The sequence below is a fragment of the Legionella hackeliae genome (assembly GCF_000953655.1).
In the GTDB taxonomy this organism is placed as follows: domain Bacteria; phylum Pseudomonadota; class Gammaproteobacteria; order Legionellales; family Legionellaceae; genus Tatlockia; species Tatlockia hackeliae.
Genome location: NZ_LN681225.1, coordinates 2,613,480 through 2,628,195, shown reverse-complemented (window position 1 = coordinate 2,628,195; position 14,716 = coordinate 2,613,480). Strand labels below are relative to the sequence as shown.

Genomic DNA, 14,716 nt, shown 5'->3' with positions numbered 1-14,716 from the left:
GTAGAGACTAAGCCTATTTTAACAAGCGAAAAGCAAGAGCAGACAACTAAACCTGATATTCAAATATCTGAAAGTACATGGCTATCACGTAATTGGTTAAAATTGTTGGGTATAACCTTGCTAACCTTAATTGGGATTGGGGTTGGATTAGCATTAACTGCAACAGGATTTTTAGCACCTTTGGGTGTTGGAGTACTTGGACTTTCAGTGGGAGCCGCCGTTGGTTTTGGGACAGGGTTGGCAGTAGGCGGAGCTACATTTGGTGTTAAAATAGCCTATGATGAACGTCAATATAGGGCATCCAATACGGTTAATGAGACCGATTTTGAAGACGCTCTAAGACCTTCGCCAAGTGTTGAAAACTTAATCGGCCGAGTCGAAGAATCTCAGCAACAACTTGATAAAGGAATAGCATGTGCAAATGCTGAGCTTTTAAGGGTTTATAAAAAATCTCACGATAAAACTGAAGAAAATGAAGATATTTTATCAAGTGGCTTTGGAAAAAAAGGAAAGTAAATGGGTGATCTAAAATTTTTTAAGGATTTTAAACAGAAGTTAGAATCCCTTGAAAATCGAGTGGTTGCTGCTGAAGATCTTATTCAGGTTCGACAAATTAGGGCCAAATTAGCTATTGATCTAGAGAAATATAAACAATCAATAACTAATTGTTTTGATTCATTATGGGACAAAAGGAACACATATAATCAACTACTGGCGGAAAGTATTAATTCCCAACCCCTAGAGCCGAATCAATATAAGCAAAAAGCTAATCAACTTAAACAACTGGATTGTGATATTAAGGCTTTAACGGAATTTATTAACCAAGTAAATCCTGAGGTGACAATTGCTAATTATGAAGAGAGACTAAACTCCATTAGTGAACGTATTAGTGCCTTGAACAATCAACGTCCTTAAGAATTTAAACCTACTTTAGGGGAGACATTCGCTTACCTTTCCAGGTATTTAGGATTAACTTTTTCTCTTTCCAGTAATTTATTTGGAACAAACAACTCATCCCTATAGGGTCTTATAATCTACAACTATCGCATGCCTCTAAAAGCAGCAGTTTAGACTTACCTCAACGGAACGATAAAGCTATTTCTGTCAATTGTTTAAATAATTTCTCTTGTCAATAACTGTTTGAGGTGCTGTCGTGGGTGAATTTTTATTTCATAATGATACTATTAGATCGAATCACCATTATTGAAGGAGTTACTGTTGAATAAGAATAGACGAATATTAGTATTAACATGGATTGTTAGTTTTCAAATTATTGGGCTCTTATTCGGGTTAATGACCAAGAATAATATTTACCCTTGGTATGAAAATCTTATCAAATCAAATCTAACCCCACCGCCTTTAGTTTTTTCCATTGTTTGGCCAATTTTATATTTGCTTCTTGCAATCCCAGGTTTTCTGCTATGGGTGAATTACAGGCAAGGAAGATTGCGATTAGCATTCTATGTCTATTGGATCCAGATGATATTAAATTGGGTATGGACACCTTTATTTTTTAAATTTCACTTAATAGAATTAAGTTTTTACGTGCTTTTATTATTGGCATTATTAACGTTAGTAATAATTTATTTAGCAAGAAATAGATTAAAAGCTGTAAGTTGGATACTTTTTCCCTATTTTATTTGGCTGCTCTTTGCAATTTACCTTAACGGTACGATTGTTGTTTTAAATTAACCCTGGTGAGTAATGATTTTTTCTTGGGTCTGAATGATTTGAATTGAGTAGAAGAAAAGAAATAAGCTAGGTCATTAAGCTCATAAAGTTTAATCTTTGCGTTGATTAAATTTAATTTAACCTGAGTTGTTGCTTGTTCTCTCTGATTAACCAGAAACAACGTGCTATCTCCTTCGTAAAATTTCGTTTCTTCTCCGGATTGGACACGTTGTGCTAATTTTAACTCCTTTTTCAGTAACTCTATTTGGCGTTCATAAATTTTTATTCCGACAAATAAATTATGAAGTTCAATTTTTAATTGTTCATGTAAAAATCTTCTCTCCGTTTGAATCTGCTGTAATTCACTACTGGCTGTGATTATTCTTCCTTTTGCCTCACGTTGTAAAAGAGGGAATTTAAAGGATAAGCCAACCATTCCGGCTTGAGGAATGAGCCTTGGATATCCGCCGCTTCCTTCTTGTTTAAAAGTATAAGCTGTTGCATCTAAATTAGGTAGTAAATCATTTTGTGCCAAATTTTTCTTTAATTTAATAACCTCTTTATAGTTGTCCAACTTTTTAAGTGCTGGATGACTTTGTAGTTCTCCAATACTGACACTCATTTTAGCCGGCAATCTGGATAAAAAACGGGGTATAGCGCTTGGTGATGCAATTTTGGGTTTACCGTCGGTATTGCGGTAATAAAGTGATAAATTGATTGCAGCTTGTTCGAAAGCCATTTTACTTTGGTTGAGCAATTGGGCACGTTGTACAATTAGTTGCAAATTTTCGCTAACAGACAAGGAGGGAAGGTCACCCCGTTCTGCTTGCTTGCGAATGGCATTTTGTCTGACTTTGGCAAGCTTTAATAAGGCTTCAAAATTTCTTAATTGTAACCCTGTTTCTACCCATTGCCAGTAAGCAACAATCGCTTCTTTATAAATTCTAATTTTAGTAGATTGGACCTCCTGTTGTTTCACTTGAATTTGTTGTGCCTTTGACAATAACTCTGTCCGCTCTCTATCAATTTTTCTATCTTTTAATAGTGGGAGAGAAATGCCCGCTCTATACTCACCACCTGAATTAGTTAAATAATTTTGATAATAAATTGGCCAATCTCCTCTCCCCAAGCGATATCCCCCAAAAACTTTAATCCCGTTGTACAAAGTGGGGATATTGAATTGGCCATCACCGTAGTTGTTAATGTAACCACCAAAGGGCTGTGAACGGGTATTGATGTCTAAGGATGGGTCAAACTGACCAACGGCACTTAAAAAGTCACCCTGAGCTTTGTTAATCTCAAGCTGAGCTATCCTGATTTGAGGATAAAAACAATCCACACTGTGTAGGATATCTTTCAAAGTTAACGGAGCTTCCTTGGCAAAAGCATTAAAAGTTATCAGCGTAATTAAGAAAAATAACCATTTCTTTTCGATAAACGTTGATAACATCATTGTTGTGACGTCCTGGCATCGTAGCTTTCGGGAGGAAACCCATTAAATTGACGCCAAAGTTCATACCATAGGGGAACTTTGCCCAGTTGTATCCAACCGTGTACTTTAACACCCTGTCGTAAAAATTGTTTTTCTGGCCAGCGTTCGTCTGGAGTAATAACCACTCGAAACACGCCCTCTCCATTATCTATTGGATCAATAAATGAAACTATTCCTCCAAAGGTTCCTACTGCAATTTCAGGCCAACCATAAAACTGCACGGCTGGCCAGCCTTCAAATTGTAGACGTGCTTTTTGGTGTAAGCGAACAAAAGGAATATCATTCCCATCTACCCATAAAGCGACTGCCCTCGACTGTGTATCAGGAATAATTTGAGCTAGTACATCACCTGCTTTTACAACAACACTTTCTTGTCCTGTGAGACGTTTATAAATAGTTCCTGCAATATGAGCTTTAATAAGTTGAGTTTTTTGTCGAGCGATACGTACATCGATATTCACTTGATCAATATTTGCCTGGGCAAGTTCGTTTTGATATTTTGCATATTCAATCTGTGCCAGTTCGTATTGGCGCTTTGAATTGATACCCTCTTGATATAATCTCTTCTGCCTAACTAAGTTTGCTTGGCTCGCAGTAATTGCCTGTTTTGCAGACTGAATGCGAAGCAAAATCGCTTTTTTTTCTATTTCTAAACGACGCAAAAGCTCTGGATCATTATCTGATATTTCAACTATTGGATCGCCTGGTTTAACTTTAATGCCTTCATCCACGAACCATTGTTTAATACGCCCATCAATGGGGGTATTAACACTGTGTGCCCGTTCAGTAGGCGAGAAGGCTATAACTTGACCGACTCCGAGAGCAAATTGTTGCCAAGGTGTCGCCCCTAAGATAACTAAAAATAACAGTAAGACAACCAGAATTATTTTAGCGACTTTACTCGGTCGTGGTAATTTTCTTATCATGGCGTAAGCATGTAATTTCATGGATTTAGTACCAAATGATTATCAAGGTAATGAAATTCGGGATTATGGGTAACTAAAATAAGAATTGTATCCTTTAACGTTAATAACTTTTCTATCAATCCATTAATTTCGTTTTTATCCATTAAATCGAAGGTTCGGTTAACAACTAAAATTTGGGGTTTAAGAAGGAGAGTCCTAATGATCATTAATTTAATCATGTCCATTTCTGTAAAAACTGATTGCCAGTCATAAATAACCGTATCTAATTCCTCTGGAAGTTCCATTATTTTTTTAAGTAATTCAAAATCTCTTAGCTTTTCTAGTATAATTTTTTTTTCAAACCGATGGTTTAAAACCAGATTGTCATAAATGCTTCCGGCAAACCATTGTGGTGCTTCTAAAAATAAACTGTATCGTCTTAACATAACAAGATGAACTTGGGAGCATTTAATGTCATTAACAAAAATTTCAACACCCTCTGTAGCAGTAAAACCTAAAATATTTTGTATCAAAATTTCACAACTTTCTGGGTTTTCTGAATATATTTCAAGCGGCCTATCAGGTGTTACTTGTGCTTGGTTTTTACTAAATTTTATCCCTATGCGAGTAACAGGAACAAGAATATCAGGCAAAGAGCCTTTGGGTGAGTCGTTTGACAAAGAAAGCACATCATCGATTTTTTTTGATGATGAAATTAAGTCATAATAGTTTTCCATTAGAGCACCGAAACGTTTAAAAGCATAAATCAAAGCTCCTAAAACAAGTTCTGCTGCGACTAACTGGCCAAGACTAAGCTGGTTTTGAATAACGAGATAGCCTCCTACTCCAAGGAGAAGGCTACTCGCTAATGCAGAAAGAAAATAAAAACCAATTTGATGTTTTATCAATTGCTTGAAGTGGATATTCCGTGCTTTAAGAAACCCAACGAGTTTTTTATCAGTTTGCTGATTAGCATAGTGGTGATATGAATTAAACCGAAAAAGGAATCGGTTGATCAAAATTTCCTCTAGCCATGCGCCTATTTCATGCTTTTGACTACACTCTTGCTTGGCACTATAGCTTGCTTTTTTATAAGGAATAAAAATAATTAGCAATATTCCGATAATAATGAGGAGATCATAGGCAAGAAAGATTGGATGATAGAGCAAGAGAAGCAATAAACCAAAGAACAGCTGTAATCCTAAGTTAATTCCATATAAAAGGAGATTTGCCAAAGATTTATTGATTGAAACTATCTCAAAATAACGATTAACCAGTTCTGGGCCATGATGACTTGAAAAAGCATCCAAAGAGAGATGTGTAAACTGTCTCGTCAATGCCAAACTGAGTTTAACCATTAATTTTTGTTGAATAATTTCAATTATAACTGCTTGCCAAATGTGCAAAAGACCTAATGCAATCATCAGGATAAAAACAATTATTGATAGTGTTAGTAAGGGTTGTAGTAGCTTACCAAATGCAATTAAATTAATCAGGGTCTGTGCAGCAATTGGAATTCCTAAATACAATAAACTCGAAAAGATACTCATCATCCCTATGGATAAAAGAGCTGATTTATCTAAAACATCATAAATTGAATCAATTCTTTCCCTCTTCATGGATTTCCTTAATGCTTTAATTTTTTCATAATAAAATATTCTAAAGAATCAATAGCCTTATTATTCTCTTCTTTTTTTAACAATGAAACATGCAGAGCGTTCAATTTTGGTAAAAAATCGAAATCCAGTCGTTCTAAATACGCAGGAATCAGACTGCGCTGAATGGTTGTTATGCCCAAACCCGCACGCACTGCTGCCATTTTACCAGCATAACTTGAGCTACTATAAACCAGGCGCCAATTTATATTCTTCTGCGTCAAAGCCTCAAGCGCATTTCCACGATAAACGCAAGGGGAAGGGGAAAGCACTAATGGAAGAGGCATCTCTTTATTCCATGAAGAAAGGAGTTCAACTTTACCTACCCATTCAACCGGTTCAGTCCAAACAGTAATGCTATTCCCAATTTCCTGACGTTTGTTAGTCTTAATTAAAATTAAATCAAAATGGCCTTGATTAAAGCGTTCAAGTAAATTGAGTGTTAGATCACACTCAACATTTAACATTACTCGGGGATGTAGCCTAGAAAACTCGACTAAAACATCAGATAAAATCATTGAAGCAAAATCCTCGGGAAGTCCAAAACGGAGCTCTCCCTCTAGCTCTGGCGCTTTAAAACGATCAAGAGATTCTCTTTGTAATTCATAAATTCTTTTTGCGTAACCTAAAAATAACTCACCATCAGTGGTTAAGGATAATTCCCTTCCCCGGTGGAAAAGCGGTTTTTCAATGATATTTTCAATTTTTGCAATTTGCTGGCTCACTGCAGATTGAGTGCGTCCGACCCGATGTGCTGCTTTGGTGAAACTTAACGTTTCAGCAACTGCTAAAAAGCATTGTAATGTAACTGTATCAAGTGACATTAGAATTCCTAATAATCGAGATAAAAATTATTAATTTTATTTCTATCACATTTTCTTATAATTTAAAACTATAAAAATAATTTTTCTAATATAGGAAGAATAATGATTTCAGTTAACCTAATACATCTTCTAGGAGTTTTTCCAGCTCTTTCTTTACTAATCAACATTATCGCCGGCGAGAAATCAAGATTTCTGTCTGCAAAATTAGCAAGTTACTTCATGGGAATTGGATTCATAGCTGGATTTTTTATTCTTTTCTTTTCTCAGTTAATTGATAAGAACGCTAATCTTCCAAATTACACAAATGCGGGTATTGTGGTTTGCACGCTTATTTACTTCATTAGTTTCATAGTTCATCGCTATTCAATTCGTTTTATGGATGGAGATGCATTATATAAGCAATATTTTTTCAATCTATCTGCAATAACATTAAGTACAATTTTGTTCACCTTAACTGATAATCTTATTATTTTTTGGTTTTCATGGACTTTTAGTAGTTTTCTCCTTGTCTTGTTAATGATCCATAAAAAAAGATGGATTGCAGCGATGAACTCTGGAGTTTTGGCACTTAAAAACTTGCTGGCTTCCAGTATGATTTTACTGTTTGCTATTGTCTTTCTAGTCCATAAAACTCATATAACATCTATTCAATCTTTGATTCATGAGTCTTCTCAAATACCGTCTCTAACGCTGTTATTTTTTTCACTGTCGATTGTGGCTTCAGCTTTAATACAGTCTGCACTGTGGCCTTTCCATCGATGGCTGCTTAGTTCGTTAAATTCTCCAACACCTGTGTCCGCGCTGATGCACGCTGGGCTTATCAGTGGCGGAGGAATTCTTATTTTAAAGTTTGCTCCATTACTCAGTGATAGTGTATTAAATCTACTATTTATTCTTGGCGTAATTTCTGCCTTACTCGGTACTTTTTGGAAATTGATACAGCATGACATTAAGAGAATGCTCGCTTGTTCTACTTTATCCCAAATGGGATTCATGATGATGCAATGTGGTTTGGGGCTATATTCTTCAGCGCTTGCACATTTGTGCTGGCATGGTTTGTTTAAAGCTCATCTCTTCCTGGGTTCCGGTTCAGCCATTGAACAACAAAAATCAAAGGCAATAACGGGATTTCCCGTACGATCTCTACTGATATCGATCCTAGGCGGTGCAATATCTATGATGATATTTGCACTGTCAAGTAATAAAGTTTTTGCCCTACTTTCACCCAGTTCTGTTCTCTTAATGTTTGCCTTCTTCACTGGTGCGCAGCTTAATCTTAGTTTAATTAACGATAAACCAAATTTAAACAGAGTATTGCTAAGTTTTTCTGCAGGTATTATCGCAGGTCTTTCCTACGGGTTAAGTATCCATTTGATTGAATCATTGGTTCCCGACCTAGGTAGCTTTGCAATTCCAAAGTTAACTCTGGTACATCTTATCCCAATTTTCATTTTTGTCTCGTTGTGGATGAGTATTAATCTTGGTTTGTTAAGCCGCATAAGTAATACGAAATTTTGGAGTCATTGCTATATGACTATGCTTAACTCCAGTCAGCCTCATCCAAATACAGTTACTGCCTCACGAAACCTATACTTCTACTAATTTATTAAGGAAGCTAATATGAAAAGCTCAGCTTTAATCAAAGAAAGAGAACACTACGAGTTACTTGAATCACAAGAGGTTAATTTCGCAGATAATCTAGCTGCATTGATAAAAGAGTGTTCTAAAGATATTGCACCAGTCTGGCCAATGGGAACCTTTATTGCGTGCAATCCATTACAAAGTCTTGAAGCAAGATATTTTGAGGAAGCTTTAAAAATTGCGAACTCAAACCGAACAAAGAATGGCAGTAACCCGTTTCTTAATGAAGTAAATTTGCAAATGATAAAATGGTGTGGGAGTTTTCTTGATGCAGGACAAGCAACTATTGCAATACCTCATCGAGACAAAGCTTTTTATAACGGTTTTTTAGAATTAGCTTGTTATGATAAACAACTGCATAAAAATAAGAAGAGCCTAAAAAATTGGATTAAAAATTTGCCTAAAAATGCAGAAGAGGCTATCCCTATTTGTTTAAACCGACTCGGAGTTAGAGAGAATCAAAAGGTCGAGTTTATCAAAGAAACATTTCGCTATCTTCCAGGTTGGGCGGGTTATGTTAAATGGCTTACAGAATGGAAAAATGGGACTGAATCCTCTGACAAACCAATTACCCTTATCGACTTCATTGCAGTAAGGTTGATTATTACCTGTCTTATTTGGCCTGAGGCTGTTAAAGAAAGCAAATACGAAGAAGTTGATACTAATTACGATAATTTTATTAAAAATTTGAAATATAACGAGACTGTTTATAGGACTGAATTATTAAATAAACTTACTTCTCAATTAAATAAAAAAGACTGTCATTCAAAAAGAGCAGATGTTCAGATGGTTTTTTGTATTGATGTTCGCTCTGAACCTTTTCGACGTGCTTTTGAACGGTGTGGTAATTATCAAACACTGGGTTTTGCAGGTTTTTTTGGATTACCTATTGAAGTTAGGGATGATGAGCAAGCAAAGGAGTGCTGTCCTGTTCTTTTAAAACCCAGCTTTCAAGTAGAAAGGTATTTAGCACCCGATTCAGATAAAAAAGCTTGTATCAGTAATGAAACTGCCAAAACTTTAACAAAAATTTACCCCCAATTAAAATATAATTTTGCGACAGCTTTCTCTCTCGTTGAGACTTTGGGGCTTTGGTATGGTCTTGCAATGCTCTTAAAAACTACTATGCCCAATGTTTTCAAACGGTTAGCTACTTCTTTTAAAAAATTTCTTTCAAGTCAAACTATACGAACTGGCTCCAACTTTAAGGTAACTGAGATTAAAAATAATGAACCCATATCCTATAAACAGAAGATCAATCTAGCTGAAACTATCCTAAAACTGATGGGTCTAACATCAAATTTTGCGAAAGTGGTTGTTTTTTGCGGTCACGGCAGTACCACTGAAAATAATCCTTACTCATCGTCATTAGATTGTGGTGCCTGCGGGGGCAATCAAGGCGATATAAATGCAAAGCTCTTAGCGTCGATTTTAAGTGAAAATGAAGTTAGAAGAGGTCTAGAGGATAAGGGAATTCACATCCCTCTTGATACGCAGTTTTTTGGTGCGTTGCATAATACAACGACAGACGCAGTTGAATTATATGATCAAGGACAACGAATAATTTATCCGAATATAGTGAATACACTCAAAGCAGATCTAAAAAAATCACAACTTATGAGTCATGCAGAACGAAACTTAACTTTAATCTCGAGTGGAGGCTCTGTAAATTTCACATATAGAAGCAATGATTGGTCAGAGAGTAGGCCTGAATGGGGATTGGCTCGTAATGCTTCTTTTATAATTGCACCTCGCTGGTTAACCAAAAACCTTAATCTTGAGGGTAGATGTTTCCTTCATTCTTATGAATGGGAAAAGGATCTTGATGGGGTTAATCTAGAGACAATTCTAACTGCGCCTTTGGTCGTTGCCCAGTGGATCAATTCGCAATATTTATTCTCAACCCTTGATAATGTGACTTATGGAAGTGGCAGTAAAATTACCCATAATGTCACTGGAAAAATAGGTGTCATGCAGGGAAATTCAAGTGATTTAATGCATGGTCTACCGCTTCAATCGATCATGAGTACTGACAAAGATCTCTACCATGTTCCTCAGCGTTTATTAACTGTAGTTCTTGCTCAACGTCATATTGTTAGTTTGTTAATTGAAAAGCACGATGTTTTAAAAAATTTGTTTCTCAATGAATGGGTTCATTTGATTGTAATTGATCCCACTAATGATCAATTTTATAGATTTGAAAAAATGGGGGTTTGGACTGAGTTAGAAACAAACGCTTTACTTCATGGAGGCGATAATGAGCTATTATAAAAATCAATCTGTTTTGTTAGCTACAATGCACGAGAAAGAAAAAGCTATCTCCGACATATTTTTAAAAAAATTGGGTTGTCATGTTTGTGTTGAGAATTTTGATACGGATCAATTTGGAACATTTACAGGAGAAACGCCAAGACCGCTAAGTCCTTACAACACCTGTCTTCTAAAAGTAAAAAAAGCCATGGAACAATACGATTACGAGCTTGGTTTAGGGAGTGAGGGGAGTTTTGGTCCCCATCCAGCTATACCCTTTATACCTGCAGGTCATGAGATTATGGTTTTTTTCGATAAGAAAAATAACTGGGTAATTTCAGAGCAATTAATTTCAGAAAAAACAAATTACAACATGATAACTATTGATTCTAAAACAGAAATAAAGGATTTCTTGATGAATATAGGTTTTCCCAAACATGCTGTTACTCTTCAAACAAATGAAACAAAAGAAGTAATAGCCAAGGGGATTAAGGATTTGACGGTGCTTAGTCATTTCCTGGAAAAAGGATTTCAAAAAGAAGAGTACTTATTCTTAGCAACAGACATGCGCGCTATGATGAATCCAACCAGGATGAATGTTCTTAGAGAGCTTGCCGATAAGTTAACAATTAAAATTGCCAGTTGTTGTCCTGAATGTAATACACCTGGGTTTGGATTTTCATCTACACAAGGAAAGCTACATTGCAAAATCTGTGAGCTGCCAACATCAATTTTTAAAGAGGAAGTTTGGGCATGTATTCAATGTGATTATAAAGAAGTAAAACCGAGAAGGGATGGATTAAAATTTGTTGAAGCCAAACACTGCGATTATTGTAATCCTTAATAAGTAGACGAAAGGCAAGGTATCTAACCATTAGAGTAAGTTACCCCGCTAAGACTATTATTGGAGAGTTTTGGTTATCAAATAAAATTAATCTGATAATTACTCTAATTAAATTCTTATCTGGAAGTTTAGCTAAGTTAGTACGAGAACTTATCTAATCGTTGGGGCTAGATAGACAGCTCCTGAAAAAGCTCAAAGTTATATTTCTAATTTAGAGCCTGTATTTCAACCATAGAAGAACTTTTGATTCCCAGGCGACTTGCAGCCGCAGAAGAAAGATCTATGATGCGCGTACTATAAAAAGGGCCACGATCATTAATACGAACAATCACTGTTCGCCCATTGTTTATATTCTTAACTCGTAGTCTGGTATTAAAGGGAAGTGTACGATGTGCAGCTGTCATGGAATACATATTGTATCGCTCTCCATTGGATGTCTTATGGTGATGGAGGCGTTTATGATAAACCGAGGCTATTCCTCGTGCTTTATACCCTTTTGCAGATCTGAGCGGTGTATATACTTTACCCTTAACTTTGTAAGAAGCTATTTCATGTCCTGGAAGCTTTGTTTTCATACAAGCGGTTAAGCTAAATAATAATCCTGTAATGACAAAATATTGCATAGTTTTTATGCCTACTCTCATACTTATCCTCCAAATACCAATGAGCTTGGAAACATAGCATATTGATTAAAGTCTGGCGACATGTCGATGAATAAAGTCCATAAGATTTAGAAAAGATAGCGAAGTATATAGCTTTGAAACCTGCTGCATGAATGGAAACATTCATGTTGATTTTAATTACATGAAAAATGCGCCATTAAATGGCGCATTGAAGGTTAATTACAGATTCCATTTAAGACACAATTTTTAAGCTCAGTAGCAAACTTAAAGTTATTGTTTTGATCATAAGTTACTTCCCAGTTGAATACCCCACCAATTGTTCCATAAGCCCGTGGAGGAACATAGGTATCACAACTGGTGCTGTTTTTTGTAGCAGTTCTTAAGCATTGGATCGCTCGTTTAATGATGGAGGTCGTTTTTACAGGTGAACCATCACTGTTGCCATTTGCATTGGGAGCAGGGTAGCCTAAGACGACTTGGCTTGGTTGCAAATAGCTGATGTAGGGTTGAAAACCGGTTACTTGACCGTTAACAGTTGCAGGCCAGTTCTCTAATAGATCAGTTGCCATAGCTACACTAAAATTCGGTGTATTGGGTGTATCAGAATGACACACCAAATCAATACCAAATGCACATCCGGTATTGTATAGCTGAATTCCCACCCAGGCTAAAGAGTTATGAGTCTTAAGAATTAATGACGCATAATTCCCCCAGGTTTGATCAAATCCAGAAGTGGCGGCAATATTCGCTACTTGAGGGGTGAGGGTAATTAATAAATTAGGATTTTGTTGATGCATGGTATTGATAATATTTGCTAAAACAGCAATATCGCCTTGAGGCTCTGAGAAAGTACCACCCCCATTAATTCCATGCTCGATGTCAATGTCGAATCCATCAAAACCATACTGAGTGATTAATCCATTAAGTGAATTAATGAAGGTTTGTTGGAAGGCTGCTGGAGAACTTGCAGCACTTAAGACTTGATGGAAATCCACAGTAGTATCAGGAATGCTAGTCAAGGCCCCGCCTAATGACAGTATGACTTTGATTCCCGCATTGTGTAGAGATTGAATATATTCTTTGGTGACTGTGTCAAATGCAGAAGCTATGACACCTGGTGTTGTAGTGCTGAACACACCAAAAGCAATCATCACATGAGTATATCCTGCATTCGCTAATGATTGTGCTGAAGGAGGTGTTTTCCATCCTGGGACATAGGTAATGATTCGTCCTTTGGCTTCTGTAATTTGAGTTAAAGTGATGGTTTCCACCGCATTCGCTGTAGCAGTTAATGGTTGAGGTGAGAAATTAACGGCATAACCTGGAACATTTTCAGCTGAAATCGTATAAATGACACCTTCAGTTAAATTGATAACCGCTGAACCAGAACCATTACTTAAATTAATGGTTTGTACAACAGGCGCAGTATTATCATTCGGTGTTAGAGTTACCGTTAATGAAGCCAAAGTCGCAGGTGCGCCTTGTAAATTAAACGTTGTGGCTGTTTGTGCAACTTGCTGGCAACTGTAGGTTAAATTAACTAAAGGTGTAGTCGTAGCACTCGCAACAACGTTAGCAGGTATCAATGTGGGATTACATTTAACATTATTGTAATTGATGACCGCTGTTGTCAGACCATAACTACTACCGTCTTTTAAATTAGAAACGGTCGTCGTATTATCCCAAGTAACCGCTTTAGACGTACTTGCACTTGTGCCACTTTGAGTTAACACGACTGTAGGATTGCCCGTGTACCCTGTAAGCTCACTTGGTAATGCTTGCGTCTGGATATTGATTTTGCCGGTATTAGGTATTGCGGTATAAGTGATGACTGAGTTCACCGTTTGATTTTCCGATATTTGGACCGTTTGAGGAGCGGCAGAACCTTGGAATGTGTTTCCGGCAGTATCATTAACACTTTCTGGAGAAATAGTGTAGGTGCCTGTTGCAAGCCCATTAACATTTAAAGTTGCTCCCCAGGCTAATTGCACATCCTGAATGGGCTGTCCATTCATGGTAAGATGGATGAGTGCATAATTTTGAGAGACGTTTGCTGGTTTTGAACTGTTGTTTTGTAAGTTAAGAATGCCTGTAGTTGGGGCTTCGCTTAAATAAACTTTCGTACTGCCATCGACGTGATCATCGGCAGGAGCACCATACATAATGGTAATCGATTTTCCTGAAGGGAGCATCGTAGTGGAGCCGCTCCAACTGGGAAAGTGTAAATTCAACGTGGATAAAAAGTTGCTCCCAGACCGTTGGGAACTAATGGTTAATACATTATCAGGATAAGGAAGCGGATCAAAACTACCCCAAAATGAAGTATTTATATTGGTTGCATTATTAAAGGTAATCGTAGCATTTTGAAAATCGACGGGTTGGCCACAATTATTGGTTAATTTTAGGCTAATATCTTTCCAATGTGCATTTCCTGTAGCAGTAAATTGACTACCTATACATGCTGTAGGTTGAGCTATGGCGGGTGCGGCAAACGTATCGATTGATAGCAATGCCAAGATAGAACAGGCACTAAGACCTATAAAGTATTTTTTCATTAGAACTCCTTTCTTTTGTTGCTTTAAGATGTGAAAACTAAAAAACTATCAAAAGTGAATCGACATAAAGAAATGTCATTCATAGAAGAATATAATTTAGTCAATAAATCTATCCTTTAATCAGTGCTGGATATGTTCTAAAAGACTATCGTAATTAATTACAAATAATTGAATAGAAAAACTATTTCCATATTAGTTTTGTCAGCAGAACCATAAAAATAGCGCATAAGTGTCTTGGATTCAAATGATTATGATT

Annotated in this window: 12 protein-coding genes; 6 read left to right on the top strand and 6 right to left on the bottom strand. The window is 36.5% G+C overall.

The window, feature by feature from the left end; translation table 11 throughout:
• Nucleotides 1–117 precede the first annotated feature (117 nt).
• From LHA_RS11605 to LHA_RS11595, 3 genes are all read left to right on the top strand, one after another.
• On the top strand, nucleotides 118–516 hold the full coding sequence (locus LHA_RS11605; protein WP_045106693.1) for a hypothetical protein: 399 nt from the start codon (nucleotides 118–120) through the stop codon (nucleotides 514–516).
• A complete protein-coding gene (locus LHA_RS11600; RefSeq protein WP_045106692.1) occupies nucleotides 517–915 on the top strand; it encodes a hypothetical protein in 399 nt (132 codons plus the stop codon).
• Between the two features lie 378 nt (nucleotides 916–1,293).
• Nucleotides 1,294–1,692 (top strand): TspO/MBR family protein, encoded by a 399-nt coding sequence (locus LHA_RS11595; RefSeq protein ID WP_082060410.1) that lies wholly within the window; start codon nucleotides 1,294–1,296, stop codon nucleotides 1,690–1,692.
• Here the strand turns inward: LHA_RS11595 and LHA_RS11590 are convergent.
• From LHA_RS11590 to LHA_RS11575, 4 genes are read right to left on the bottom strand one after another with little or no spacing between them, the layout of a single operon-like run.
• Nucleotides 1,664–3,124 (bottom strand): TolC family protein, encoded by a 1,461-nt coding sequence (locus LHA_RS11590; RefSeq protein ID WP_065238331.1) that lies wholly within the window; start codon nucleotides 3,122–3,124, stop codon nucleotides 1,664–1,666. The two genes, LHA_RS11595 and LHA_RS11590, sit on opposite strands and share 29 nt — an antisense overlap.
• The gene (locus tag LHA_RS11585; RefSeq protein ID WP_045106690.1) at nucleotides 3,121–4,110 is read right to left on the bottom strand and encodes an HlyD family secretion protein; all 990 of its coding nucleotides are present in this window, start codon (nucleotides 4,108–4,110) and stop codon (nucleotides 3,121–3,123) included. Before LHA_RS11585 ends, LHA_RS11590 begins: the two co-directional genes overlap by 4 nt.
• A complete protein-coding gene (locus LHA_RS11580; RefSeq protein ID WP_102046651.1) occupies nucleotides 4,107–5,687 on the bottom strand; it encodes an ABC transporter transmembrane domain-containing protein in 1,581 nt (526 codons plus the stop codon). Before LHA_RS11580 ends, LHA_RS11585 begins: the two co-directional genes overlap by 4 nt.
• 8 nt (nucleotides 5,688–5,695) lie before the next feature.
• Nucleotides 5,696–6,547 (bottom strand): LysR substrate-binding domain-containing protein, encoded by an 852-nt coding sequence (locus tag LHA_RS11575; protein WP_045106689.1) that lies wholly within the window; start codon nucleotides 6,545–6,547, stop codon nucleotides 5,696–5,698.
• 102 nt (nucleotides 6,548–6,649) lie between these two features.
• Here LHA_RS11575 and LHA_RS11570 point away from each other — a divergent pair, with 102 nt between their 5' ends.
• From LHA_RS11570 to LHA_RS11560, 3 genes are read left to right on the top strand one after another with little or no spacing between them, the layout of a single operon-like run.
• Nucleotides 6,650–8,149, top strand: coding sequence for a proton-conducting transporter transmembrane domain-containing protein (locus tag LHA_RS11570; RefSeq protein WP_045106688.1), 1,500 nt, complete (start codon nucleotides 6,650–6,652; stop codon nucleotides 8,147–8,149).
• A gap of 18 nt (nucleotides 8,150–8,167) precedes the next feature.
• Nucleotides 8,168–10,459, top strand: coding sequence for a DUF2309 domain-containing protein (locus tag LHA_RS11565; protein WP_045106687.1), 2,292 nt, complete (start codon nucleotides 8,168–8,170; stop codon nucleotides 10,457–10,459).
• Nucleotides 10,446–11,282: a DUF6671 family protein gene (locus LHA_RS11560; RefSeq protein WP_052673703.1), complete on the top strand. Its 837-nt coding sequence runs from the start codon at nucleotides 10,446–10,448 to the stop codon at nucleotides 11,280–11,282. Before LHA_RS11565 ends, LHA_RS11560 begins: the two co-directional genes overlap by 14 nt.
• 206 nt (nucleotides 11,283–11,488) lie before the next feature.
• Here the strand turns inward: LHA_RS11560 and LHA_RS11555 are convergent, their stop codons facing one another.
• Nucleotides 11,489–11,857, bottom strand: a complete 369-nt coding sequence (locus LHA_RS11555) for a septal ring lytic transglycosylase RlpA family protein (protein ID WP_231861907.1) — start codon at nucleotides 11,855–11,857, stop codon at nucleotides 11,489–11,491.
• 263 nt (nucleotides 11,858–12,120) lie between these two features.
• Nucleotides 12,121–14,460: a glycosyl hydrolase family 18 protein gene (locus LHA_RS11550; RefSeq protein ID WP_045106684.1), complete on the bottom strand. Its 2,340-nt coding sequence runs from the start codon at nucleotides 14,458–14,460 to the stop codon at nucleotides 12,121–12,123.
• Nucleotides 14,461–14,716 lie beyond the last annotated feature (256 nt).